Source organism: Paenibacillus sp. JT31N11 (genome assembly GCF_056269285.1).
In genome coordinates, this window is sequence record NZ_JBWDNQ010000005.1 from 279913 (window position 1) to 303412 (window position 23500).

Below are 23500 nucleotides of genomic sequence, written 5' to 3' on the forward strand. Positions count from 1 at the left end.
CGTTTACGCTTCACCTTCATTCGGTAAATTTAGTTTGCGTTCGGGGCATTGAGCCAGGTGAGTGCCGCCATTGTAATAGTCAAATACCTCATCGAGCAGCTCAATAAGCTGATTGCTGCGCTCTTCGCCCATCCGGTCAATCAGTCCCTGAATGCGTTCGAACATGGCCGTCTCAGATAATTGCGTTTGACGCAGGCCTTCCTCGGTCAGCTTGATGCGCACAACACGCCGGTCCTCAGGGTCGGAGCTTCGTTCAAGCAGACCTCTGGCTTCCAGTACATTGACCGACTGGGTCACCGTAGGCGACGTGACGTTGAGCAGCTGGCTGAGCTCTGAGGCCTTCATTCCTGCAGGATGAAGCTTCTCCCGCCTGCGGATAACGAACAACATGACAGCCTCGCTTTGAGTACAGCCCTCAATGGGCCGCTGGCTTCTCCAGCTGATATGCCGCATTTGACGAAAAACACGGAATAACTCGCTGGGAGTGCTGAGTTCATCGGGCATTTGGGTGTATCCTCTCCTTTTTTTGCATGTATAGTATGTTCCGGGGCAGCAGCATGAATATAATTTACTTAGCTAAACTAATTGTATTCAGGTAAAGAATCCTTGTCAATTCATTTGACGCAATTTTTGAAGCGAAGGAATGCCAGACCAAGTGTGACAACAGCCCATGATAGATTCGTGAGCCGGACATTAGCGAGGGGGAAGATTGATGAGGCATATTGGCAGCAGCCAATACGCCTTTTTCGCCTATTGCATGGCAGGAAATTTTGAGATCACTTCACGATTCCGTTCATAATGAGATCCTCGAGCTGCTTTGTTGTGATGCCCATATCACCAGCCATCCTTCTTGCCCGGCCAAGCGACATCACAATGCCTATCACGATTGTCGCAATATCGGTTACCGGTTGGCGCAATCGTGCCTCATCAGGCTCAAGCACGCTGCAAACGGCGGAATGGATTCTTTGATGCGAGGCTGTCCGACTTTCACTCAACCGGCGGATTTCTTCATCAGATAATGAACTGCGTTCTCTACGTTTGGATGGAGCGGCCAATCGTACGGCATTCATGATGGCACCGGTTCTCTCTCCTTGAATCCGAATCACATCGATCAGGTTTGTCAACCGTTCTTCCAAACCGGCCTCTTTGTCGATTGCCTCCAATTCAATCAGGACATTCTCCGGTTTTGTTGCTTCATCCAGGCACGCCAACAGCACTTCATCCTTGTCGGCAAATGCGCGGAATATAGTCGGTTCGCTGATTCCGGCTGCCCGTGCAATTTGCAGCGTCGTGACGCTTGGGCCGATTTCCACCAATAGAGGCAATGCGGCTCTTACGATCATTGCTCTCCTTTCTTCAATATTCATGCCGGGAGCTCGCTTGGGTGACGTTGAATTATTCTCATTTGTTTTCATGTTGATATTATATGTAGTGAATACTCACTATGTCAACTTATATATTTTTTCTTGGTACCACAGGGGGCAAAATACATAGCGTTTCAGACAAGCTGTGCCTTTGAGAACGGGATTATGCTGAAGCCGAGATCAAACAGAAGAAGGGGGGAGTTGATGGTGAATAATGAATTATTATTCAGGCTCAACAGGCTGTTATGGAGGCGGGAGAATGGGGCTGCTGCACAGCCTGCAGGCGATCTGGAGAGTTGGACTTGCGGGAACGTTAGCAGCGGGAAATGGTTGTGAAGGGTATTGCAGTATAGGAAGAAATATGCGGCAGTCTGGAGAAAAGTGTAAGGGCGGCTCATCCTTCGGGTAAGCGCCCTGCAGCAGCCTGCCCTTCACAGGAATTGCCTGCGGAACTGCAGCGGGGGCATCCCGCAGTACTGTTTAAAGCAGCTGGAGAAGTAGGGCGTGTGGCGGAAGCCGACCTCTTCGGCAATCTGGGCGATGGACCATTCGGTCTTGATCAGCAGCAGCTTCGCCTGCTCCAGCCGGTATTCCTGCAAATATGCCATCGGCGTGCAGTCATAGATTTCTTTCATGCATCTGACAATATAATTGGGATGAAAATGCAGCGCTTCGGCCAGCGTCTCATTCTTCAAATCCGCCTGGTAATACTGTTTGATATAAGCCTCCGTGCTCTCGGCAAGCTTCATTGCCGGTGAGGCGCTTCTGCTTTCGCCGCCTTCCTCCAAGAGACGCAGCAGCTCCAGGAACGACTGCTGCTCCTTCAAGAAAGCGCTGGAGCGGTTCTCTGTGGAGAGCTCCATCAGCTTCGCCAGCTGCCGCAGCGCCAGAGTGAAATTCGGCAGCATCTGGGACTGCGGAAGCTGCATCGTATACGCGCTCATCCAAGGCTGCCTCGGGGGATGAACCGGCGCCGCGGCTTCTTCCCCGTTCGTCCATTCACCGGCAAAGTTGAAATGAATCCAGTAGAAGACGGTTTCCTCCTCGCAGGGCTTGACCGCATAATGATACCGGTCCGGCAGCAGCAGCAGCGTCTGTCCCTCGGCCAGCTCCCATTGGCGGTCCTCCTCCCCGATATGCAGCACACCCTTTACCACCCATAACAGGTCAAAAACCCCCAGGTTCCGGCGGCTCGGATGCTGTTCGCCCGGCGCAAAACGGCTCAAGCCGATCGTGATGAAATAAGGCATCGGCGGGGTTTCCATTCGAATCAGGCTGCTGTGTCCATTCATGCCCTCACCCTTCATCAGTGTGATATTTTATAAAAACTGGTTCAGTTTATTTATAGTTGATTTCTAGTTTAAAGAATAAACTGAACTTGCATGAGAATCAAATATTGATGTTTCTTGACCGACCACACTGAAGGAGGATAATCATGAATCTTTCAACGCAACGGGATAATGAGAAGCCTAAAGTACGCATACGGGATGATTTTTGGGACGGCTATATGGAGCTGGTGAGGGATACGGTCATTCCGTATCAGTGGGATGCGCTGAATGACCGGATTGCAGATGCCGCTCCCAGCTATGCGATTCAGAATTTCCGGATTGCGGCAGGGCTTGCGGAGGGCGAGTTCGGAGGAATGGTCTTTCAGGACAGCGATGTCGCCAAATGGCTGGAGGCCGTTGGCTATTCCCTTGCCGGGCATCCCGATCCCGAGCTTGAGAAGACAGCCGATGGCGTGATTGAGCTCATTGCAGCGGCGCAGCGCAGTGACGGTTATCTGAACACCTACTTTACGCTCAAGGAGCCGGGCAAGGAGTGGACGAACCTGCAGGAGGCGCACGAGCTGTACTGCGCCGGACATATGATGGAAGCGGCGGTCGCCTATTATGAAGGGACAGGCAAGCGCAGGCTGCTGGAGGTTATGTGCAAATTTGCCGACTATATCGATTCCGTTTTTGGACCGGAGCCGGGCAAGCTCCACGGTTACGACGGGCATCAGGAAATCGAGCTGGCGCTGGTCAAGCTGTACCGCGTCACGGGTGAGGAGCGGTATCTCCGCTTGAGCCGGTTCTTTATCGATGCAAGGGGAGAGAAGCCCAGCTTCTTCGTGGAGGAATGGGAAAGACGAGGAAGATTCAGCCACTGGACGCAAAAAGAGACTGCATCGCCGGATCTGGCATACTTCCAGGCGCATGAGCCGGTGCTGGAGCAGACAGTGGCGGTGGGCCACGCGGTCCGGGCGGTTTATATGTATGCTGCGATGGCAGACCTGGCCAGACTGACCGGCGACGAGTCCCTGCTGGAAGCATGCCGGAAACTGTGGCGCAATACCACCGCCAGACAGATGTACATTACAGGCGGAATCGGCTCCACTCATCACGGGGAAGCCTTCTCCTTCGATTACGATTTGCCCAACGATACGGTATATGCCGAGACATGCGCTTCAATCGGGCTTATGTTCTTCGCCAGCCGGATGCTGCAGCTGGAGCCTAAGAGCGAATACGCCGACGTACTGGAGCGGGCGCTCTATAATAATGTAATTGGAAGCATGTCGCTGGACGGCAAGCATTACTTCTATGTCAATCCGCTGGAGGTGTGGCCGGAGGCTTCGGAGAAGAACCCGGGAAGGCGTCATGTGAAGGCGGTCCGCCAGAAATGGTTCGGCTGCTCCTGCTGCCCGCCGAATGTGGCGCGGCTCTTGTGCTCCTTGAACGATTATATTTATACGGCATCACCTGAAACCAATACTGTATATGCGCATTTGTTCATCGGCAGCAAATCGAGTTTCGAGCTTGCGGTCGGCAGCGTGAAGATGAAGCAGGTATCTGGGCTGCCTTGGGAAGGCAAGGTCCGCTTCGAGGTGACTCCTCCGGCTTCAGGCAGCGAGTTCACGCTGGCTCTGCGAATCCCCGATTGGTGCGCCGGGAAGGCCGGAATGACCGTCAATGGTTCGCCTGCCCCTTACGATATTGAGCAGGGGTATGCGCTGATCAAGCGGCAGTGGTCGGAGGGCGACGTGGTGGAATGGGAGCTGGAGCTTCAGGCGCAGCTGATTGCGGCAAGACCGGAGATCCGGGTGAATGCGGGCAAAGCCGCCATCCAGCGGGGTCCGCTTGTGTACTGTCTGGAACAGACAGACAATGGCAGTCCGCTTGCGGCTGTTTCCATTGTGCGCGAAGCCGAGCTGGGCGCGCGTTACGAGGCCGGGCTGCTGGGCGGTGCGGTCATCGTGGAATGGGAAGGGCAGATCGAAGATGAAGCGGCCTGGGAGGCTGATGATGCTCCTTATCTGCCGCTCTCATCAACACGGCAGACAAGGAGCGTCCATTTAACGGCCGTGCCTTACTACCTGTGGGGCAACCGCGGCCAGGGCGAGATGACGGTATGGATTCGAACAGCGGCAGGGAAGAAAGAATAATGAATAATGGCCTTTTTACGGTCCTGATATAAAATAGAACAGGCTGCCCGGAGTGGATTATTTCTCCGTTATCCCAAGAAATCCCCTGACAATAGGCTGTCAGGGGATTTGCTTTATTATTGAAAGAGAAGAGGGCCCTTATCCAAATTTACTGCAGGAGGAAGATATTTGACATGGCAAATGTGTTATTCGTAAAAGCAAATGATCGCCCGGCGGATCAATCCGTCAGTGTGCGAATGTATGAGAGCTTCCTGAACACTTACCGGGAAACCCACCTCCTGGATCGCATCACCGAGCTGGATCTGTATCAAGCGGAGCTTCCCTATTACGGGAACAAAATGATTACGGGTCTTAATAAAATAGATCAGGGCATGGAAGCATCCCCGGAAGAAGCAGTGGCAGCGGCTGTGGCCAACCGTTATCTGGATCAATTTCTTGCTGCGGATAAAATAATTTTTGCTTTTCCGCTGTGGAACCTGACGGTACCGGCTCCGCTGATTACGTACATCGCCTATTTGACACAGCCCGGAAAAACCTTCCGGTTCACTTCGGAGGGTGCGGTTGGTTTGGCGGGTGACAAGAAGGTCGTGCTGCTCAGTGCCCGGGGAGGGGATTATTCAGTGGCGCATATGCAATCGTTGGAAATGGCTCTAAACTACGTGAAGTGCGCAATAGGTCTGTGGGGCATCCAAAGCCCGGAATCCATTGTCATCGAAGGCCATAATCAGTATCAGGACCGCGCGCAGGCTATCATTGAATCCGGTCTGGCAAGAACGATCGAGCTGGCTTCCGGATTCTAGCTTGCGATCCGAAGCCATTTGCGGGGAGCAGACTTGTTCTTGTCCGGTAATGCGGGTACAATCTTGGCATAATAAAGCTTATGAAGGTTGTGAATGCATGGGGGACAGGAATGAACAGAAAGCCGGGATCCGGCAGGGCATTATTCTGGCCGGAGGGCGAAGCCTGCGGATGGGAACGGACAAGGCCATGCTCGACATCGGCGGCAAGCCGCTGCTTCTGCGGATTATCGGGCAGATGCTGGATGCCGGCATCAGGAGCATTGCCCTTGCGGTTCGCGACAGCGGGCAGGAGGAGCGTTACCTTGCTGTTCTCGGGGAGTCGGGCGATGAATGGCCTGCCCGGATCATACCAAGGGGCGGCGGCGGACCCGGATTTCAGACATCCGGCGGCGGATTGCGAAATAGCAGCGGCCAGCTTCCTTCCGGCTCCGGAACGGGCAATCCGGAAGCTTGCATTTCCTTCGTGCAGGACAGCTATCCAGACTGTGGACCGCTTGCAGGGCTGCATGCGTCATTATCCGGCGTACCGGAGGAGGGCTATGTCTTTGTTATGGCCTGCGACATGCCCGTCCTGTCTGTCCCGCTCTTCCGGCGCTTGGCTGAATTGGCGGTCCATACAGGAGAACCGGGACCGGATATCATCCGTACTTCCGGGCAGCCTTTTCATGCGTTATACCACACGCGAACGGCATCCGTCATCCAGCAGCAGCTTGAGCGGGGAGACCTCCGTGTCATGCATTTGCTGGAGCGGCTCCAGTCTGTCCGGATCGGAACTACGGAGGAAGAAGAAGAGGCTTTTGTCAATTTGAATACGCCGGCGTCCTATGATCATTACATAATGGGTCAAAGGAATCCTTCTTCAGATAGTACGGAGTGAGCTGCTGAAGATAGGGAATGCGGCTACGCTGGCGATTTGCTCTCTGCCTCTGTTGTTTATCATTCTATAGGAAGAAGCTATTAGAACAATAGTAATTATATATTTGTGGAATAACAGGTACATCCTATACAGTGGGATCAGAAGATAACTTTATTCGGATCCATGCATAGGAGGGATTGGCCGTGAGTATGAACAAGGACAGTCATCAGGTAAAAGTGAAATTCGATGAAATTGCAGACAAGTACGACCAGCAAAGAAGGATGCTGATCCCAAGCTTTGATGATTTCTATGGTATCCCGGTCGCATTTTCCCGGCAGAGCCGGAAAGCCCCCCGGATCCTGGATCTGGGAGCGGGAACCGGATTATTTTCTTCCTTTTTTGTGGAGAAATATCCCGATGCCGAACTGACCCTTATCGATCTCTCCTCCAATATGATGGATATCGCCAAGGTCAGATTCAGCCATCTGTCCCGGGTTGAATATATCGTCGCCGATTATTCGGCCTACGAATACAGCGGGAAATTCGATATTATCATTTCTTCGCTCTCCATTCATCATCTGGAGGATGCGGCCAAGCAGGCCATTTATGCCAAAGCTTATTCACTTCTTGAGGATGACGGGTTGTTCATTAATGCCGATCAGGTACTGGGAAGCACGCCGGCCATTCACCGGTATTACGAAGAGACATGGCGTGCGGCGGTGCTCGGCAGCGGGCTCTCCCAGGACAATTTTGATCTGGCTCTGGAGCGGATGAAGCTTGATAAATATGCAACGGTGGAATCACAGCTGGGCTGGCTCGCCCGAGCTGGCTTCACAGATGTGGATTGCTTGTTCAAGCATTATAATTTTGCTGTGCTGACCGGGCGAAGGGCATAAAAGCTCAAATCATGTGCGAGCATGCCTGTGCGGATTTTTGTCCGTAAAACCCCGCTTACGACGCGATCGTGTTCTGAATTGCGTTTTGGCTCTCGCGGGCTTTGCCGCCGCTGCCAATCCAGGTTTTCTTCCAGGAGCCCTGAATGATGAAAATGAGCACGACGCAGGCGAGCGCAACCCCGCTCAGAATAAGAAAGCCCGGTGTATAGGAGCCGGTGGACTGCTTTAGGTTGCCGAGAATTTTGGGCAGAAAATAACCGCCAAGTCCTCCTGCCGCGCCAACAATGCCCGTTATAATGCCGAGCTCCTTCTGAAACCGCTGCGGTACCAGCTGGAAGACAGAGCCGTTGCCCATCCCGAGGCTCATCATGCCGATGAATAGAAGTACGGTAATGAGCGAGAGCGGAGGGAGCGAGGATATACTGGCCATCATGATGGCCACAATGCCGTACAATACCATCAGCATGCGGATGCCGCCAATCCGGTCGGCCAGCCATCCTCCGATCGGACGGAAGAAGCTGCCGGCAATGACGCAGACTGTAGTAAAGTCCGCCGCACGGACGGGACTAAGCCCGTATTGGGTGTTGAAGAAGATGGTCAGGTAATTGGACATGCCGACGAATCCGCCGAACGTGACGCTGTACAGGATGCAGAACATCCAGGTATCGCGCTGCTTGAGAACGGAGCCGTACTCGGATAATGTTCGCGGCGCCGGCTGCGAGGGGCTGTCTTTGGCAAATATACTGAAGATAATGAAGACGATGGAGACAGGTATGATGGCCAGTCCGAATACCACATGCCAGTCTCCAAAATAGTTGGCGATCCGGTTGGCGAACAGCGTCGCAAAAACAGTGCCGCTGTTGCCGGCCCCGGCAATTCCCATCGCTAATCCCTGATACTGCGGCGGATACCAGCGGCTGGCAAGCGGCAGCGCAGCGGCGAACGAAGCACCGGCAATTCCCAGAAGAATAGCGACCATATAAAGCTCATTCAGGGAATCTACGAACTTCCAGCCCCATACGAGCGGAACCATGGTCAGCAGCATGCCGATTTGTCCGGTGCGTTTGGGACCGATAACATCGGTTAAGTATCCGAGCACGAGACGCAGTACAGAGCCGCCCAGTACCGGGAGCGCCACCAGATTGGCTTTTTGCGAGGCGTCCATAGGATAATCGCTCATAATGACAACAACGAGCGGACCAAGCAGAACCCATACCATAAAGCTGACATCAAAGTACAAAAATGAACTCAAAAGCGTAGGGCTATGTCCGCTTTTCAAAAAGCTTTTCCGATCCATCATGGCAAAAACCCCTTCCAATTCTCATCGTTTCGTTAGTGGGCCGGCTTGTTGAACAGGCTCCAAAACACAATAAAAGGCCCCAGCACAGTTGTAATCAACTGTATCTGCGGCCTCTTTGCCAAATTGAGCTGCACGTCAGTGTGCAGGCCAATTACATTTTTCGATTCACGTCATTGTGATCTTATTTGCATTATATTCTTTGCGTCAATTACATGTCAATATATCTTACACAAAAATAAGCGATATAAATTCCGAGGTTGCAGCCGGGTAAATTTCCAGATGCGGGGGAAATACTAAATGACCAGAGGCTTGAAATAAAACTGACGTAAAGCGGATATCAAACATATCAGGTATTCACATATTGACGGGATTGAATTATCATGTTAATCTTAATTCATAGTATAAAGGTAGGAATTATAGGGTTAGGCGGTGCGATTCATGAATCATCCCATAACGATTAAGAGCGGCGATCTTCTTTTATCCGGAGTACTGCAGTATCCGGTGCTGGATCGGGAAGGCAGTAGAGCGGCGGATAAATTTCCGCTTATTATTATATGCCATGGCTTTATCGGCAACCGGATGGGAACCGACAGGCTTTTTGTCGAGGCAGCCGAACGATTGACGAATAACGGCTATTTGGTGCTGCGCTTCGACTATGGAGGATGCGGCGAGAGCACAGGAGATTACGGGAGCGGCGGACTTGAGGATATGATTGAGCAGACCCGGACGGTAATTGATTACGGCTACTGCCTGGATCTGGTCGATCCGGACCGGATTATTCTGCTCGGCCACAGTCTGGGAGGCGCGATTGCCGTGCTGACGGCAGCCCGCGACCCGCGGGTGAAGTCACTGGTTCTATGGGCAGGTGTGGCACATCCCTTCATGGATATCCGCAACATCGTCGGCACCCGCACCATCGAAGAGATTGAACTTTCGGGAAAAAGCGACTATATGCATTACGAGCTGACCAAGCACTTCACCGATTCCCTGGCGCAGTTCCAGCCTCTGACCGAGCTTCGGAGCTTCAACGGAGATGTGCTTGTCGTCCACGGCACTGCCGATGAAGTAGTGCCCGTCGATTACTGCTTCCTGTACCAGAAGATGTTCTGGCTGCGCAAGGAAGGCAGCTGCGACAAGGAGGTCATTCTGCAGGCAGATCATACCTTCTCCTCGAGGGCTGCCCGAGAGCAGCTGTTTGACATTACCTTCCGCTGGATCGATGTCCTCGGCAAACGCCGCAATGATTGGAGCTTGTGGACCATCTAGCAGTGTTGAGCCGCAAAGTAATGGCGGTTATAGCAACAATCACAAATAAACAAGAAGCCCTTCAATTCCGGCTGGAGGGCTTTTTGTTGTTTTTTTCAATCTATAAAATCCAGAACATAATTGATGCTGCGCACGTCTATAGCATGTGGGCCGATTATAAGCAGCCGGGATTAAGTGTAAACTAACATGGATTGACATGCAGTGAAGGACGACATAACGGAGGTAGGGCAGTTTATGAGATTAAAAGCGGGATGGCTAGCCGTTATCATATGCATCTGCTGCTTCACGACAGGATGCGGCAATAAACAGGCAGGGCAATCGGATCAAACGGGCGGGTCCGCCGGATCAGTGGAACAGCAGCCGGCTCAGGAGCATGGGAATGCCGGTGACCAGCCTGAGCCGGATGAGGGCTCCGCTCTCCCGGATACCGGCAGCAACAGCGGTTCCGGCAATGAGCCGGAGACTGAGCCGGGTAACTCATCTCCCTCCGATGAAATCGGACTTCAGGTGAAGGCGATGACGTTGGAGGAAAAGCTGGGACAGATGATTATTGCCGGCGTAGAGGGAAGCAGCGCCACGGAGCAGACGCGGAAAATGATTGCGGATGAGCATGTAGGGGGCATTATTTTCTACAAAAACAATCTGACGAGCCCGGAAGGAGTCGCAGCTTATGTGAACCGGATCAAGGAATGGAGCCGCGGCAGCAATTCGGCGCCCTTGTTCATCTCTGTCGATGAGGAAGGCGGCAGGGTCAGCCGTCTGCCCGGGGTCAGCGATCTGCCGACCGGCAGAGCCGTGGGCAAAGTGAACCAGCCGGACTATGCTGCCAAGATCGGCTCTTTTCTCGGCGAGGCCTGCAGCGCAATGGGGATTAACGTCGATTTTGCACCCGTTCTGGATATTAACAGCAATCCCGATAACCCCGTTATCGGGGACCGTTCTTATGGGGCGACGGCAAAGCTGGTGACGGACACGGGGATGGAAGTGATGAAGGGGATTCAATCGACCGGGGTCATTCCGGTTGTGAAGCATTTTCCCGGTCACGGCGATACTTCCGTAGATTCCCATCTGGAGCTGCCTGTGGTGAACAAAAGTCTGACCCAGCTGCAGTCCTTTGAATGGCTGCCTTTTAAAGAAGCGGTCGATGAGGGTGTGGATGCCGTGATGATCGCCCATATTTTATTTCCCAAGCTGGATCCCAAATATCCGGCCTCTCTATCCAAAACCGTCATTACCGACGAGCTGCGGGGCACGCTTGGCTTCAATGGAGTGGTGATCACGGATGACCTGACCATGGGAGCGATCGCTGAGCATTTCGGGATGGGGGAGGCAGCCGTAAGGACCGTTATGGCGGGCAGCGATATTCTGCTGGTGGCCCATGAATATGATAATGTGGCCAGCGTGATCCAGGCGCTGAAGAAGAGTGTGGGCAAGGGAGACATTACCGAAGAACGGATCAACGAAAGTGTGACGCGGATTCTTGCCCTGAAGAACAAATATGCCCTAACCGACGATGTGAAAATTCAGACGCCAAAGCTTACGCAGCTTAATGCCGCGATAAAGCAAACTCTGGCTTCGCATTAATTTTGTCCGGTTTTAGCTTCACGGTTTCTTTGCAATTGCAGCCTCCCCCAGCCTTATGGCGGGAGGTTTTTTGCTGTTTTACGGAGCCTAAAAGAACCTGTAAAAACTCCCATAAAATCAATTATATACCTGTTAATATTCGAAAAACTAGCAACTTCTGGATGATGAGAGCCTTCACATTTTTTTAATGAAAGCAGTTTCAGTCTCTAATCCGCGGTGTAAGTCATAAGTGTTAAGACGGCAATCATCCTACATATCGAGGAGAGATGAACAGTGAAGGGTTTGAAAGCGAAGGTCGGGGTATTATTAGCTTGTTTGTTGCTCGTCGTTCCAGCATTGGCGGGTGCGCAAGCCCAGAATGCCAAAGGGGCTACTCAGGATTTGCGGGCTGGTCTTGGACAATTGCTTGGCGAGCATGCCGTGCTTGCTGTTATTGCGATGCAGAAGGGCTACGATGCTTCAGCGGATTTCAACGATGCCGCGAATGCGCTCAGCGCCAATACGGATGATCTGACAGCGGCCGTTGCCTCCGTCTATGGAGCAAGCGCAGGCGCAGAGTTCAAAACCATTTGGGCCACGCATATCGGCTATTTTGTCGACTATGTCAAGGCGACAGCGGCCAATGATCCGGAAGGGCGCCAGAAGGCGATTGCCGATCTGGAGGATTACCGGACGAAGCAGGCTGCGTTTTTTGCAAACGCCAACCCCGACAACTTCAAGCAGGAGGTTATTGCCGAAGGCTTGAAAATGCATATTCATCATCTGCTGGATGCTTTTGATGCCTATGTGAACAAGGATTACTCCGCGGTTTATGCGGATACCCGCGCAGCTTATGCGCATATGTTCGAAACCGGCGATGCTCTTGCGGCAGGAATCTCTGCTCAATACCCGGCCAAATTCCCTTCACTCAGCAGCAATCAGGAGGCTTCCGATCTGCGTTCCACACTTGGCCGTCTGCTCGGCGAGCATGCTCTGCTTGCAGCTTTGACCATGCAGAAGGGCAATGATGCCAAACCGGATTTTGAAGCGGCATCCTTATCGCTCGGCGATAACACCGCTGATCTGACGGCGGCGATCACCAGCGTTTATGGCAATGCGGCAGGCGAGGCTTTCCGGCCTCTCTGGTCTTCGCATATCGGCTACTTTGCCGATTATGTGAAAGCGACGGCTGCAAACAGTGAAACAGACCGTGCGGCGGCTGCGGCTGAGCTGGAGAAATACCGCATGGATCAGGCGCGCTTCTTCGCTGCCGCCAATCCTTCCTATTTCAATGAGAATGAAATTGCCGAGGGCTTGAAACTGCATATCAATCAGCTGCTGGATTCTTTCAATCATTATGATCAGGCGAGCTATGCGGCTGCCTACAACGACTTGCGCACAGCCTACGACCATATGTTCATGACAGCTGATTCGCTGACTGGCGGTATCATTGCCCAGAACAGCGATAAATTCCAAATGCCCGGTACGCTTCCCGGAACAGGGACAGGCGGCGGTTCAACCGGAAGCGTTGGCGGTTTGGGAACGATATTCGAGACCTCCAGCGTTTCGATGAAAGTCAACAGCAAGAATCTCACCGTGAACGGTACAGTCACTGCTATGGATTCCACGCCTATTCTTCAAAACGGAACGGCATATATTCCGGTCCGTTACTGGGCGGAAGCAACGGGAGGAACCATTACATTCGATAAGGCGGCCGGAACGACAACCGTGACCAATGGTTACAATGTTTCGGTATACAGCACAGTCAATCCCAAGCAGATCACGCTGAACGGTTCGGCTGTGACAGGAACCTCCATTGTTGTCGTAGACGGCCGTGTGTACATCCCGGTCCGCTCGATTTCCGAATTCTATGGCTGGACGGTTCAATTCAACAGTCTGGACCAATCCATCATGATGTCGAAGCAGTATGAAGCGAATATGTAAGTCAGCTTGAATGAAAAAGAAACTTGCAGCGCGCGCCAGCCTTTGGTGGCACTTGCAAGTTTCTTTGCTCTCCGAGCGGCCAGCAGGTGACTGATTTTTTTGTCACCTGCTTTATTTTGTTCAAATATAAGAAAGTATAAATTTCCTCCATACTTTGCTTATATTTTCTTGGCTTAGCCGCTAAAGGACGGCGACAGCCGCTTCTTCCTGACTGTAATAGCTGATTATTCCCCTTTGCTGACCCGTTCCAGCAGCTGAACAATCTTATCTGCGGGATAGGCGCCGGACAGGGCGTAACGGTTGTTGAATACGAAGAAAGGAACGCCTGTGATGCCAAGACTGCGGGCCTGCGCCAGATCAGCTTCCAGCACATCTGCGCCTTCGCCGTTTTGCAATCGGGTGATGATGGACTCTTCAGCCCCGATGGCGGCACGGACTGCACGGATCTCGTCGAGCTGGGCGACATCCCGGCCTTCCTCGAAATATGCGCGGAACAGCTCATCTATCGCCGCTGCCTGAAGCTCTGCGGGCAGCAAAGCTACGAAGCGGTGGGCCAGCCGGGTGCTGGGCATCCGTTTCATCAGGTCAAAACGGAATGTGACGCCTACTGCAGCGCCGGCCTGTGTCACATGCTCGGTCATCTGCTTCAATTGGGCTTCTGTTCCTATTTTCGATCTCATCACATCATTGAAGGGAAGTCCTTCCTCGGGAAGTGCCGGGTCAAGCAGATATCCATGGTAGGACACCGTAACCGGTTCCCCGCCCTTCTCTGCCCACAGCTCAAGCGCCTGGAACAAATTATGCTTGCCTATGCGGCACCAGGGACAAACGACATCGGAATATAAGTCAATATGCATCATCTATGATCCTCTCGCAATCGTAATTTTTCTACTATTGTACCATTTCGCGCACAGCTTCGCTTCCGCAGTTATTTGACGCTTTCCCTGACGATCAGCTGTGGATCTACTTTCACAGGCTGGATGTCCTGCTCCTGTCCGATCAGCTTTTCAATGACAATGAACATCTCGCTCGCGAGTCTCTCGAAATCCTGTCCCATAGTGGTGAGCGGAGGATAATAATACTTTGAGATCGGAATATTATCGAAGCCCATGACGGACACATCCTGCGGAATGGACAGTCCGTGTGCGTATACCGAGTTGTACACCGCAATCGCTTTTTCATCCCCCGATACAAAATAAACATCAGGCAGCCTGTTGTCTTCAATCCGCCTGTCCACAAACCGCTTGATATTCTCCAGGTTATTCATGTTGTAGATGACCTCCAGCCGATCCAGAGGAATGTTGTGCAGCTTATATACTTCCTTAATAGCCTCGGCCCGGTCGAGGTTGACATCGATTGCCGCACCGAGCAGCAGGCATATGGTCGTTAAACCTCTTGCAAACAGAAACTCCGCTGCCTGGGTCATACCCAGTCTGTTGTTGTTGGCGATTGAGATTGGAGCAAGCGGGTTTTTTTCGAAGGAGATATAGGGGATATGGTTTCTTTGCGCCATTTCGATTCGCTTGTCATGATCATCCACGTAGAACAGCACAAGAACATCGATATAGCCGCCGGATTTTTCCAGCATCGAATTTTGCAGGTCTGCATCGTCGCTGATTATTTCCTGAATAAGCATGTACTGTTTATCGCGGGCTTCCTTGATCATGAAGGACATCAGGTAATCGAACCATTGCGTCGTGTTCTGCCCCCGCATCTTGCGGATGGAGACGAGGATATTTTTATTGATTTTGGTATTCAAGTTTTTGGCGTACATATTCGGCTTAAAGTTCGTCTCGGAAATCACCTGCAATATCTTCTCCCGAGTGCTTGGCTTCACACTGGGCTCGTCGTTGATCACCCGCGACACGGTCTTGAATGAAAAACCCGATATCCGGGCGATGTCCCTAATCGTATATCGATGATTCATTTTTTTCTCCTTATATTGCAAAACTTGATCCGACACCGTTGTCCAATCTTGATAAAATTACCATTTTATATGACTGTTTTCTAATCAATTCAGTATATTTTAACGTTTGATTGTTAAGCTTGTATCAACATGATGTAATTATATTCAGGGCTATATTAAAATACTCCCATGTGTTCACCAGGCATGGGGGTATTATAAAATAATTTCAACCTCATTTTTGTGTAAAGGCGGTGGCATAACCGTGATTTCAATTGGACTGGCAGGATGGGGAGACCATGCCAAGCTTTATAAGGCTGGCATCAAGCCGCAGGAAAGACTGAAGGAATACAGCAAATTTTTTTCATTAGTAGAGGTGGACAGCTCCTATTACGCAATTCACAAAGACAGCCTGTACAGGAAGTGGGCCGGAGACACTTCCGGACATTTCTCATTCGTCGTTAAAGCCTATCAGGGCATGACAGGGCATACGCGCCAGGCATATTCTGGAGATGATCTGGAGGTTATGTTTCGTGATTTTCGTGAGTCGATCGGTCCTGTTATTGAGGCAGGCAAACTGAAAGCCGTCCTTTTTCAATATCCCCCATGGTTTGATTGCAATCGTCACAACATCGCCGTACTGCGGTCAGCCAAGAAAAGGATGGAGGATATTCCGGTCGCCCTTGAATTTCGTCATCAAAGCTGGTTCAAGCCCGATATGATGCAGAAGACATTGACTTTCATGCGCGAGGAAGGGTGGATTCATACGGTATGCGATGAGCCCCAGGTCGGCGACGGCTCCGTGCCGATTGTGGAAGCGGCGGTGGATCCGCAGCTTACGCTTGTGCGGCTGCATGGACGCAGCAATGACGGCTGGTTGTCGAGCGGCCAGCCGAACTGGCGGGAGGTGCGGTACCTGTATCGCTATAACGAGCAGGAGCTTGAGGAATGGGCTCAGCGGCTGATCAGGCTGGAGCAGCTGTCAGAGACGGTATGTATTTTGTTCAATAACAATTCCGGCGGGGATGCGGCGGATAATGCGCTGCAGCTGATGGCCATGCTGGGCCAGACGCCGCCGCGCGGATTCTTCGGTGAGGACCCGCAGGCGGATCCGGTGGAGCAGCTTGATTTGTTCGATCTGCCCGGGGAGGAATAAATGCCTTTCCCTGGCCTCCGCTGAAAAAAGTTTGAGTAGGCTCCATCTGAACAGGGTATTTTAAACTATAGAGAAGGTATGAATTTCATGCGAGGTAATCTGAAATAATCAATGCCTGCCCTGTTGACATTTTCAACTGTAACTGATATTATTACAGTACAAAGCGGGGTGGCCGTAACGCATGAACAGCGAATTTACGATAGCCGTACACAGTTTGGTATACTTGGCATATCGTCCGGACCGAATGGCTTCGAGCGAAGCAATCGCCGACAATGTTGCCACGAATCCAGCCAGAATACGTAAAGTAATGAGCTATCTGCGGCGCGGCGGCTATGTCGATACGCGGGAAGGCGCAGGCGGTGGTTACCGGCTGACGCTCGATCCTTCGGTCGTTACCTTGGCCGATGTGTACCGCTTATTGGCTCAAGGATCCGTCATCCCTAATTGGTGTTCCGGCAATCCTGATATGGATTGTGTAGTCGGCTCCAATATGCGGGAGGTTATGGATGGTATCTTCTGCAAGGCGGAGAAGCAGCTGGAGGAGTACTTCGGCGGCATTACGATTACGGATGTACTCGGTCAAATTCACGAGTGCGAGGATTGTTGATTTTTTTAAGAAACAAGGTATAACGGGCAGCTCCCTCCAAGCAGCCGGAGCACCCGGAACTTATAATTGAGAGGATGATTATCATGGCAGTAGCATTGACAAAAGATAATTTCACGAAAAGCATCGAAAGCGGCGTAACCCTTGTAGATTTCTGGGCTCCATGGTGCGGACCTTGCAAAATGCAGCTTCCGATCGTTGAAGAGCTTTCCACGGAACTGACCGGCCAAGCCACCATCGGTAAAATCAATGTGGACGAAGAGCCTGAACTGGCTTCCCAATTCGGAGTCATGAGCATTCCGACATTGATCCTTTTCAAAGACGGACAACCGGTTGACAAAATGGTTGGTCTGCAATCCAAAGATTCCTTGAAAAATAAAATTCAAGGCCAAATCTAATCGCTCTGCCTTTCTTTTCTTTCGAAAAGCCTTCATACCCTGCGGGGTATGGGGCTTTTTTTGCTTTATTTGATCCTCGTCTTAACATCATCCGGCCTTCCGTTCATACTTTCGTAATACATTCGTTAGAACTCTATAATCTTTTCGTTCTTCTTCGTTTACGGTTATCCGTTATGCTTGTAATAAAATAACGTTCCCGCGTTATGATATAGAAGAAATATTCGTTATAACTGTAAGCAGGGTATAATAGAAGCATCAAAAATGGGGCACGGAGGGGGCGCCGATGTGGCAGGCAGCATCATTATTGCCGATGACGAAAGCAACATAACCGATGTGTGCCGCCGGTATCTGGAACGCGAGGGCTACGAGGTCCGCATTGCCCATAACGGAGCCGCTGCGCTGGAGCTATGGGAGGAACGCAGAGCGGATTTGCTTGTGCTCGATTTGATGATGCCGCGCATGGACGGCTGGCAGGTATGCGAAGCGGTCAGGCAAGCAAGCGATGTGCCGATTATTATGCTGACAGCGCGGGGCGAGGAGCCTGACCGTTTGCTTGGGCTGACGATGGGCGCGGATGATTATATGACGAAGCCCTTCAGTCCAAGGGAGCTTGTCCTGCGGGTGAAAAATATACTGCGCCGTGTCGGCACAAGCGCGGCTGCTTCAAACGCTTCCCTGCCGGGAGCAGGCGGAGCACAAGGGGCAATTGCGCAGTCTGTTCGGGCGGAGATTCATTTTGAGGGCTTATCCGTTTATCCGGATGAACGGCGCGTTGTCGTAGGCGGCACGGAAGCGGAGCTCACCGTAAAGGAATTTGACCTGCTTCTCACGCTCTCGGAGTACCCGGGGCGGGTGTACTCGCGCAGCCAGCTGCTCAGTCTCATCTGGGATACCGGATTCGATGGCGATACGACCACGGTGACTGTACATATCCGCAGACTGAGGGAAAAGCTGGAGCCAACGCCTTCCGAGCCCAGCTGGATCAAGACGGTTTGGGGCATTGGCTATAAATTTGAAGGCAAGAGGCAGTCATGAAGCTGCGTATTTATTTGCTGCTGACCAATGCCATAAGTATTCTCGTTATTATTGTGCTGCTCATTCTGTTCTACAGATTCATGCTGCTGTCAGAGGAGCAGTTCATTTGGCTGACAATCGTCTCGCTGGGTGCGGGATTGCTGTCCGGCATACTGCATTATCTACTTATACGTCCGATTGAAGCGGCTGTGAAGCGGATCGGCGAAGGATCGGCGAGTATTGCGGACGGGGACTTTCAGGCCCGCGTCCCGCTCGTCGGACCTGTGGAGCTGAAGCTGCTGGCCGGCCAATTCAACGAGATGGGCGACAAGCTGCAAGCAAGCTTCCACCAGCTGCAGGCGGCTGAAGTCGCCAGGCGCGAGCTCGTAGCCAATATGGCGCATGATCTCAGAACGCCGCTGGCTTCCCTGCAGGCGTATGCCGAAGCGCTGGAGGACGGCATAGTAAATGATGAAGCTGCGGTCCGCCGTTATATGGGAACCATCCGCACGGAGACGATTCGTCTTGGGCATCTGATGCAGCAATTATTCGAGCTGTCCATGCTGGACAGAGGCGATTCTCCACGCGAGGATGAATATGAGCTGCCGTCGCAGAGCCTGCTTGAAGACAGCCTGCTGGAGCTGCTGCCGCGGTTCGCTCCTCAATTGGAAGCGGCTTCGATCACCCTTGAGGTCAAGCTTCCGGACCAGCCTCTTTACTGCCGGCTGCCCTCGCAGTCGCTTCAACGGATTATGCAGAATCTGCTCGAGAACGCGATCCGTTATTCCCCGCAGGGTGGTGCTATAGCCGTGGAAGGGCTGGCGGAGGAGAGACATCGCATTCGCATCCGGATATCGGATCAGGGAGAAGGTGTGCCGGAACCGGACCGGGAGCGGGTATTCGAGCGCTTCTACCGGGTGGACCGTTCCAGGGGACGCGAGAGCGGCGGCGCGGGATTGGGGCTTTCCATTGCCAAATCCCTGGTTGAGCAGGCAGGCGGAGAGATCGGTCTTGATTGTCCCCCGGCAGGCGGGAGCATATTCTGGTTTACCATACCTGAAGCCGTTTAGAATCCGCGAGGATTCATGACATGATTGTATAAGAATGCAGGATCATTAGCGGTAGATCATTAGCGCTTGGAATCACGATCGGGAGGCGAGGAACGCATGAGCAATTGGTTGGCGTCACTGCGTAAGGGCTACGGGAAGAAGCTTCACGCGCTGCATGCATGGAACGGTTGGATCGTTGTCATTCTGACGATCTCCGGACTTCTGCTGTTTGGCGGTTTTTGGCGCGGCATATTGGGTGAAGGAAGGGTGTGGATCCGCTGGATTCATATCGTCGTAGGGATTGCTTCGCTGCTTCCGGTTGTCTATTATCTGCTGCTGGCCGGCAAGCATTGGAAGCAGCTGAGGGGCAAGTCGTCGCAGCGGGCCAACGTCATTGTGGTGCTGGCGCTGCTCGTTGGCTGGCTGCTGTCGGGCCTGCTGCTCTGGCAGTTCAGGCTGGTCGGTCCCGGATGGTCCAACGGAGCTCTGCTGGCGCATGATTTGCTCACATGGATCGGACTTCCCTATATTATCTATCATTCCATCACGCGTGCGAAATGGCTCAAGGAGGAGCCGCACCGCCGTACGGTGAAGAGCGGCAAGCCGGATAAAGAGAAGGAAATCCACCCGGCTGCTTCCCCTGGAGCGCTTTATTCCCGGCGTGCATTCATTAAGACCGCGATTGGAGCGGGTCTTGCCATCACGCTGGGTCCTTCGTTCCTGCGCTGGATCGGCAATTCCATCGGAACGGGAGCCGACATAGAGAAGCTGGTGGAAGCCGATGCCAACAATCTGATTCCCGCACCCCAGCCGCTTCCCGCATCGCTTCCGCCCACGGGCGGGGGAGGCCGCGGTTCGTTCCGCGTGTACACCGTGACGCAGATTCCCTCCTTCAATAACAGCAACTGGTCGTTTGCCGTGGACGGACTGGTTGACAAGAAGATGAATTACAATTGGGAGCAGTTCGTGAAGCTGGCGCGCAAAGTGCAGGTGAGCGATTTTCACTGTGTAACCGGCTGGTCCGTCTACTCCAATACCTGGGAGGGGATACCGCTCAAGCAGTTTCTCAAGGAAGCGGGTGTGCAGCAGCAGGCGAAGAACGTCAAGTTTTATTCCGGCGATGGGGTATATACGGATTCGCTGACGCTGGAGCAGGCGGATATGGACGATGTGATGGTGGCCGTGCTTCATGACGGCAAGCCGATCCCAAGCGATCTGGGCGGGCCTGTCCGTCTGATTGTGCCAAAAATGTATGCCTACAAATCAGTCAAGTGGCTCAACCGGATTGAACTCATCCCCGATGAACATATCGGGTATTGGGAGCAGCGGGGCTACTCCAATGACGCCTGGGTCTGATCAGACAACCTGTTCCTGTTCGTGAAAAAGGCCGCAGACTACGAATGGAAAAGCTTCAACCCGGGAGGGAGGAAAGCCGCTTATGCGCGGCGGGCCTCCTTCCTTTTTTCTTTTCTTCCCCTGCCGCATCGGGTATAATGACCTGAGAAATGTTTATTTCGAAAGCAGGGGTGTACAGCAATGGCTTTGAAAGCAGGTATTGTTGGTCTTCCGAATGTCGGGAAATCAACGTTGTTTAATGCGATAACGCAAGCTGGCGCCGAGTCCGCCAATTATCCGTTCTGCACGATCGATCCCAATGTGGGCGTCGTGGAAGTGCCGGATGTGCGTCTTGACAAGCTGACAGAGCTGGTGGTACCGAACAGAACGGTGCCGACAGCATTCGAATTTATCGATATCGCAGGCATCGTGAAGGGAGCGAGCAAAGGGGAAGGACTTGGCAACAAGTTTCTGGCCCATATTCGCGAAGTGGACGCGATTGTTCACGTCGTGCGCTGCTTTCAGGATGATAATATTACCCATGTTTCCGGCAAGGTGGATCCGATCGGCGATATTCAGACGATTAACCTGGAGCTGATTCTGGCGGATATCGACTCCGTCGACCGGCGGATCGACCGCAGCCGCAAGAACATGAAGGGCGGCGACAAGAAGGTTGCCCAAGAGGTCGAGGTGCTCGAACGGGTCAAGGAGGCTCTCTATAACGATCAGCCTGCGCGCAGCATCGAGCTGAACGAAGAAGAGCAGTATCTGATCCGTGAGCTTCATTTGCTGACGCTTAAGCCGGTTCTGTATGCGGCCAATGTGAGCGAAGGCGAAGCGGCCAATTCGGATGAGAATCCTTATGTGAAGCTCGTCCGTGAATTTGCGTCAGCCGAAGGCGCCGAGGTGGTGCCGATCAGCGCCAAGGTGGAAGCGGAAATCGCCGAGCTTGAGGGCGAGGATAAAGCGATGTTCCTTGAGGAGCTGGGCCTGCAGGAATCCGGGCTCAACCGGTTGATCGCCGCAGCTTACAAGCTGCTGGGGCTCTACACGTATTTTACAGCGGGGGTTCAGGAGGTTCGCGCCTGGACGATTCGCAAAGGGACGAAGGCGCCGCAGGCAGCGGGCGTCATTCATACCGATTTTGAGCGGGGCTTTATCCGGGCGGAGGTCGTATCCTATGAGGATTTGACGAATGCCGGCTCCATGAATGCGGCGAAGGAGAAAGGCCAGCTTCGCCTGGAGGGCAAGGACTATACGGTGAAAGACGGAGATGTTATGCATTTCCGTTTCAATGTGTAGGACCTGAAGACTCCGACATTATTTTCGAATGAAGGAAGGGCCTGAAGTCTAAAAGGGTCCTTCCTTCGTATCGTTTGAAGGGGAGAAAACAGTTAAACCATGGCAACCTCTACAGCTCCACTTACCAAACCCGCGGCTGCAACGGTATTTCCGATTTTGTTCGCGATCAGTATTGTCCATCTGCTGAATGATTCGATGCAGTCGACCGTATCCGCACTGTTCCCGATTCTCCGGGATTCTCTCGATTTGAGCTACAAGCAGATCGGTCTGATCGCATTCGCGATGAATATGACGGCTTCGCTTCTGCAGCCAGCGGTCGGCTATGCCGCCGATCTCAAGCCCCGGCCCTATATCCTGCCCATCGGCGTCTGCTTCACGCTGGTGGGGATCGTTTCTTTAGCGCTGGCTCCGCATTATTCCGTTATTCTGCTAGCTGTTATTGCAATCGGCGTGGGCTCTGCTGTCTTTCATCCGGAGTCGTCCCGTGTAGCTTATCTGGCCGCTGGAGGCAAGCGCGGTCTGGCGCAGTCGATCTTCCAGGTGGGTGGCAATATCGGGAGCGCCCTGGGTCCCATTATGACAGCAGTGATATTTGTCAGAGTGGGTCAGCATGGCGTCATCTGGTTTGCTTTTGTTGCCGCCGCCGCAATCATCATTCAGACCTATGTGGCCCGCTGGTATCGCGATCAGAACGTTCCCGGACGCAAGAAAGCCAAGAGCGGCGCCCAACCGCTGCGTCTGACAGGCCTATCCTCCCGGCAGGTGATGTGGGCAGTCGTCGTTCTGGTCTTCCTTGTTATCTCGAAGCATGTGTACATGTCGAGCATTTCCAGCTATTATTCCTTTTATTTGATTGATTATTACGGCGTGTCAGTGAAGCATGCGCAGTGGTTCCTGTTTGCCTTTCTGGCTGCTTCAGCGGCGGGAACATTTCTTGGAGGACCTTTGGCGGACCGTTTCGGCCGCAGAAATATTATCTGGTTCTCGATCCTTGGGACGGCGCCCTTCTCGATTTTACTGCCTTATGCCAATTTGACCTGGACCGGTGTGTTATGCGTGCTTGCCGGATTTATTCTCTCTTCCGCCTTCTCCATTATTGTTGTGTATGCGCAGGAGCTGATGCCGGGGAAGGTGGGTCTGATCTCCGGTCTGTTCTTTGGCCTGGCCTTCGGCATAGGAGGTCTGGGCTCGGCTGTGCTGGGCTGGATCGCCGACGCGACGACGATTGCATTCATTATGAAGCTGTGCGCTTACCTGCCGCTGCTTGGGATATTGGCAATTCTGCTGCCCAAGGATAAACAGTTGTATGCTTAAGCTCCTTATTCC

Annotated in this window: 21 protein-coding genes; 15 read left to right on the forward strand and 6 right to left on the reverse strand. The window is 52.7% G+C overall.

Features of this window, described 5'->3' with window-relative positions; all coding sequences use genetic code 11:
- Positions 1-3: 3 nt before the first annotated feature.
- From AC0YNV_RS19855 to AC0YNV_RS19865, 3 genes are all read right to left on the reverse strand, one after another.
- Positions 4-504 (reverse strand): MarR family winged helix-turn-helix transcriptional regulator, encoded by a 501-nt coding sequence (locus tag AC0YNV_RS19855; RefSeq protein WP_475769578.1) that lies wholly within the window; start codon positions 502-504, stop codon positions 4-6.
- Between the two features lie 272 nt (positions 505-776).
- Positions 777-1367, reverse strand: a complete 591-nt coding sequence (locus tag AC0YNV_RS19860) for a TetR/AcrR family transcriptional regulator (RefSeq protein ID WP_475769579.1) — start codon at positions 1365-1367, stop codon at positions 777-779.
- Positions 1368-1795: 428 nt separating this feature from the next.
- On the reverse strand, positions 1796-2656 hold the full coding sequence (locus tag AC0YNV_RS19865; protein ID WP_475769580.1) for a helix-turn-helix domain-containing protein: 861 nt from the start codon (positions 2654-2656) through the stop codon (positions 1796-1798).
- Between the two features lie 143 nt (positions 2657-2799).
- Here AC0YNV_RS19865 and AC0YNV_RS19870 point away from each other — a divergent pair, with 143 nt between their 5' ends.
- The 4 genes from AC0YNV_RS19870 (at position 2800) to AC0YNV_RS19885 (ending at position 7340) form a co-directional block, all read left to right on the forward strand.
- Positions 2800-4788, forward strand: a complete 1989-nt coding sequence (locus AC0YNV_RS19870; RefSeq protein WP_475769581.1) for a glycoside hydrolase family 127 protein — start codon at positions 2800-2802, stop codon at positions 4786-4788.
- A gap of 173 nt (positions 4789-4961) precedes the next feature.
- Entirely contained in the window at positions 4962-5588 is a 627-nt protein-coding gene (locus AC0YNV_RS19875) for an FMN-dependent NADH-azoreductase (protein WP_475769582.1), read from the forward strand.
- 97 nt (positions 5589-5685) lie between these two features.
- The gene (gene mobA / locus AC0YNV_RS19880; protein WP_475769583.1) at positions 5686-6465 is read left to right on the forward strand and encodes a molybdenum cofactor guanylyltransferase; all 780 of its coding nucleotides are present in this window, start codon (positions 5686-5688) and stop codon (positions 6463-6465) included.
- Between the two features lie 188 nt (positions 6466-6653).
- Positions 6654-7340: a class I SAM-dependent methyltransferase gene (locus tag AC0YNV_RS19885; RefSeq protein WP_475769700.1), complete on the forward strand. Its 687-nt coding sequence runs from the start codon at positions 6654-6656 to the stop codon at positions 7338-7340.
- 55 nt (positions 7341-7395) lie between these two features.
- Here AC0YNV_RS19885 and AC0YNV_RS19890 read toward each other — a convergent pair whose 3' ends face one another.
- On the reverse strand, positions 7396-8637 hold the full coding sequence (locus AC0YNV_RS19890; RefSeq protein WP_210039290.1) for a nitrate/nitrite transporter: 1242 nt from the start codon (positions 8635-8637) through the stop codon (positions 7396-7398).
- A 441-nt stretch (positions 8638-9078) separates the two neighbouring features.
- Between AC0YNV_RS19890 and AC0YNV_RS19895 the strand changes: the two genes are divergently transcribed.
- The 3 genes from AC0YNV_RS19895 to AC0YNV_RS19905 all read left to right on the forward strand — a co-directional run bounded on the left by AC0YNV_RS19895 (position 9079) and on the right by AC0YNV_RS19905 (position 13413).
- On the forward strand, positions 9079-9906 hold the full coding sequence (locus AC0YNV_RS19895) for an alpha/beta hydrolase family protein (protein ID WP_475769584.1): 828 nt from the start codon (positions 9079-9081) through the stop codon (positions 9904-9906).
- A gap of 234 nt (positions 9907-10140) precedes the next feature.
- Positions 10141-11490 carry a beta-N-acetylhexosaminidase gene (gene nagZ, locus AC0YNV_RS19900; RefSeq protein ID WP_475769585.1) on the forward strand — a complete coding sequence of 450 codons (1350 nt, stop codon included), beginning with the start codon at positions 10141-10143 and terminating at the stop codon, positions 11488-11490.
- A 273-nt stretch (positions 11491-11763) separates the two neighbouring features.
- Positions 11764-13413: a copper amine oxidase N-terminal domain-containing protein gene (locus AC0YNV_RS19905; protein WP_475769586.1), complete on the forward strand. Its 1650-nt coding sequence runs from the start codon at positions 11764-11766 to the stop codon at positions 13411-13413.
- Positions 13414-13637: 224 nt separating this feature from the next.
- Here the strand turns inward: AC0YNV_RS19905 and AC0YNV_RS19910 are convergent, their stop codons facing one another.
- Together AC0YNV_RS19910 and AC0YNV_RS19915 are read right to left on the reverse strand one after the other, a co-directional pair.
- A complete protein-coding gene (locus AC0YNV_RS19910) occupies positions 13638-14273 on the reverse strand; it encodes a DsbA family oxidoreductase (RefSeq protein ID WP_475769587.1) in 636 nt (211 codons plus the stop codon).
- A 68-nt stretch (positions 14274-14341) separates the two neighbouring features.
- The gene (locus AC0YNV_RS19915) at positions 14342-15340 is read right to left on the reverse strand and encodes a LacI family DNA-binding transcriptional regulator (RefSeq protein ID WP_475769588.1); all 999 of its coding nucleotides are present in this window, start codon (positions 15338-15340) and stop codon (positions 14342-14344) included.
- A 241-nt stretch (positions 15341-15581) separates the two neighbouring features.
- On the opposite strand from AC0YNV_RS19915, the gene AC0YNV_RS19920 reads away from it, so the two are divergent.
- The 8 genes from AC0YNV_RS19920 to AC0YNV_RS19955 all read left to right on the forward strand — a co-directional run bounded on the left by AC0YNV_RS19920 (position 15582) and on the right by AC0YNV_RS19955 (position 23488).
- Positions 15582-16472 carry a DUF72 domain-containing protein gene (locus AC0YNV_RS19920; protein WP_475769589.1) on the forward strand — a complete coding sequence of 297 codons (891 nt, stop codon included), beginning with the start codon at positions 15582-15584 and terminating at the stop codon, positions 16470-16472.
- Between the two features lie 181 nt (positions 16473-16653).
- Positions 16654-17079: an RrF2 family transcriptional regulator gene (locus AC0YNV_RS19925; protein ID WP_210039081.1), complete on the forward strand. Its 426-nt coding sequence runs from the start codon at positions 16654-16656 to the stop codon at positions 17077-17079.
- Positions 17080-17162: 83 nt separating this feature from the next.
- Positions 17163-17474, forward strand: a complete 312-nt coding sequence (trxA, locus tag AC0YNV_RS19930; protein ID WP_210039080.1) for a thioredoxin — start codon at positions 17163-17165, stop codon at positions 17472-17474.
- Positions 17475-17759: 285 nt separating this feature from the next.
- On the forward strand, positions 17760-18509 hold the full coding sequence (locus tag AC0YNV_RS19935; RefSeq protein WP_475769590.1) for a response regulator transcription factor: 750 nt from the start codon (positions 17760-17762) through the stop codon (positions 18507-18509).
- Positions 18506-19558 carry a sensor histidine kinase gene (locus AC0YNV_RS19940; protein ID WP_475769591.1) on the forward strand — a complete coding sequence of 351 codons (1053 nt, stop codon included), beginning with the start codon at positions 18506-18508 and terminating at the stop codon, positions 19556-19558. The genes AC0YNV_RS19935 and AC0YNV_RS19940 overlap by 4 nt, the downstream gene beginning before the upstream one ends.
- A 96-nt stretch (positions 19559-19654) precedes the next feature.
- Entirely contained in the window at positions 19655-20893 is a 1239-nt protein-coding gene (locus AC0YNV_RS19945) for a molybdopterin-dependent oxidoreductase (protein WP_475769592.1), read from the forward strand.
- A 180-nt stretch (positions 20894-21073) separates the two neighbouring features.
- The gene (ychF, locus tag AC0YNV_RS19950) at positions 21074-22174 is read left to right on the forward strand and encodes a redox-regulated ATPase YchF (RefSeq protein ID WP_475769593.1); all 1101 of its coding nucleotides are present in this window, start codon (positions 21074-21076) and stop codon (positions 22172-22174) included.
- Positions 22175-22273: 99 nt separating this feature from the next.
- On the forward strand, positions 22274-23488 hold the full coding sequence (locus AC0YNV_RS19955; RefSeq protein WP_210039076.1) for an MFS transporter: 1215 nt from the start codon (positions 22274-22276) through the stop codon (positions 23486-23488).
- Positions 23489-23500: the final 12 nt, after the last annotated feature.

What these genes read in the sequence shown, in the direction of transcription:
- AC0YNV_RS19855 (WP_475769578.1), bottom strand. Translation starts at nt 504, where the DNA reads ATGCCCGATGAACTCAGCACTCCCAGCGAGTTATTCCGTGTTTTTCGT.
- AC0YNV_RS19860 (WP_475769579.1), bottom strand. Translation starts at nt 1,367, where the DNA reads ATGAATATTGAAGAAAGGAGAGCAATGATCGTAAGAGCCGCATTGCCT.
- AC0YNV_RS19865 (WP_475769580.1), bottom strand. Translation starts at nt 2,656, where the DNA reads ATGAATGGACACAGCAGCCTGATTCGAATGGAAACCCCGCCGATGCCT.
- AC0YNV_RS19870 (WP_475769581.1), top strand. Translation starts at nt 2,800, where the DNA reads ATGAATCTTTCAACGCAACGGGATAATGAGAAGCCTAAAGTACGCATA.
- AC0YNV_RS19875 (WP_475769582.1), top strand. Translation starts at nt 4,962, where the DNA reads ATGGCAAATGTGTTATTCGTAAAAGCAAATGATCGCCCGGCGGATCAA.
- mobA (WP_475769583.1), top strand. Translation starts at nt 5,686, where the DNA reads ATGGGGGACAGGAATGAACAGAAAGCCGGGATCCGGCAGGGCATTATT.
- AC0YNV_RS19885 (WP_475769700.1), top strand. Translation starts at nt 6,654, where the DNA reads ATGAACAAGGACAGTCATCAGGTAAAAGTGAAATTCGATGAAATTGCA.
- AC0YNV_RS19890 (WP_210039290.1), bottom strand. Translation starts at nt 8,637, where the DNA reads ATGGATCGGAAAAGCTTTTTGAAAAGCGGACATAGCCCTACGCTTTTG.
- AC0YNV_RS19895 (WP_475769584.1), top strand. Translation starts at nt 9,079, where the DNA reads ATGAATCATCCCATAACGATTAAGAGCGGCGATCTTCTTTTATCCGGA.
- nagZ (WP_475769585.1), top strand. Translation starts at nt 10,141, where the DNA reads ATGAGATTAAAAGCGGGATGGCTAGCCGTTATCATATGCATCTGCTGC.
- AC0YNV_RS19910 (WP_475769587.1), bottom strand. Translation starts at nt 14,273, where the DNA reads ATGATGCATATTGACTTATATTCCGATGTCGTTTGTCCCTGGTGCCGC.
- AC0YNV_RS19915 (WP_475769588.1), bottom strand. Translation starts at nt 15,340, where the DNA reads ATGAATCATCGATATACGATTAGGGACATCGCCCGGATATCGGGTTTT.
- AC0YNV_RS19925 (WP_210039081.1), top strand. Translation starts at nt 16,654, where the DNA reads ATGAACAGCGAATTTACGATAGCCGTACACAGTTTGGTATACTTGGCA.
- trxA (WP_210039080.1), top strand. Translation starts at nt 17,163, where the DNA reads ATGGCAGTAGCATTGACAAAAGATAATTTCACGAAAAGCATCGAAAGC.
- AC0YNV_RS19940 (WP_475769591.1), top strand. Translation starts at nt 18,506, where the DNA reads ATGAAGCTGCGTATTTATTTGCTGCTGACCAATGCCATAAGTATTCTC.
- AC0YNV_RS19945 (WP_475769592.1), top strand. Translation starts at nt 19,655, where the DNA reads ATGAGCAATTGGTTGGCGTCACTGCGTAAGGGCTACGGGAAGAAGCTT.
- ychF (WP_475769593.1), top strand. Translation starts at nt 21,074, where the DNA reads ATGGCTTTGAAAGCAGGTATTGTTGGTCTTCCGAATGTCGGGAAATCA.
- AC0YNV_RS19955 (WP_210039076.1), top strand. Translation starts at nt 22,274, where the DNA reads ATGGCAACCTCTACAGCTCCACTTACCAAACCCGCGGCTGCAACGGTA.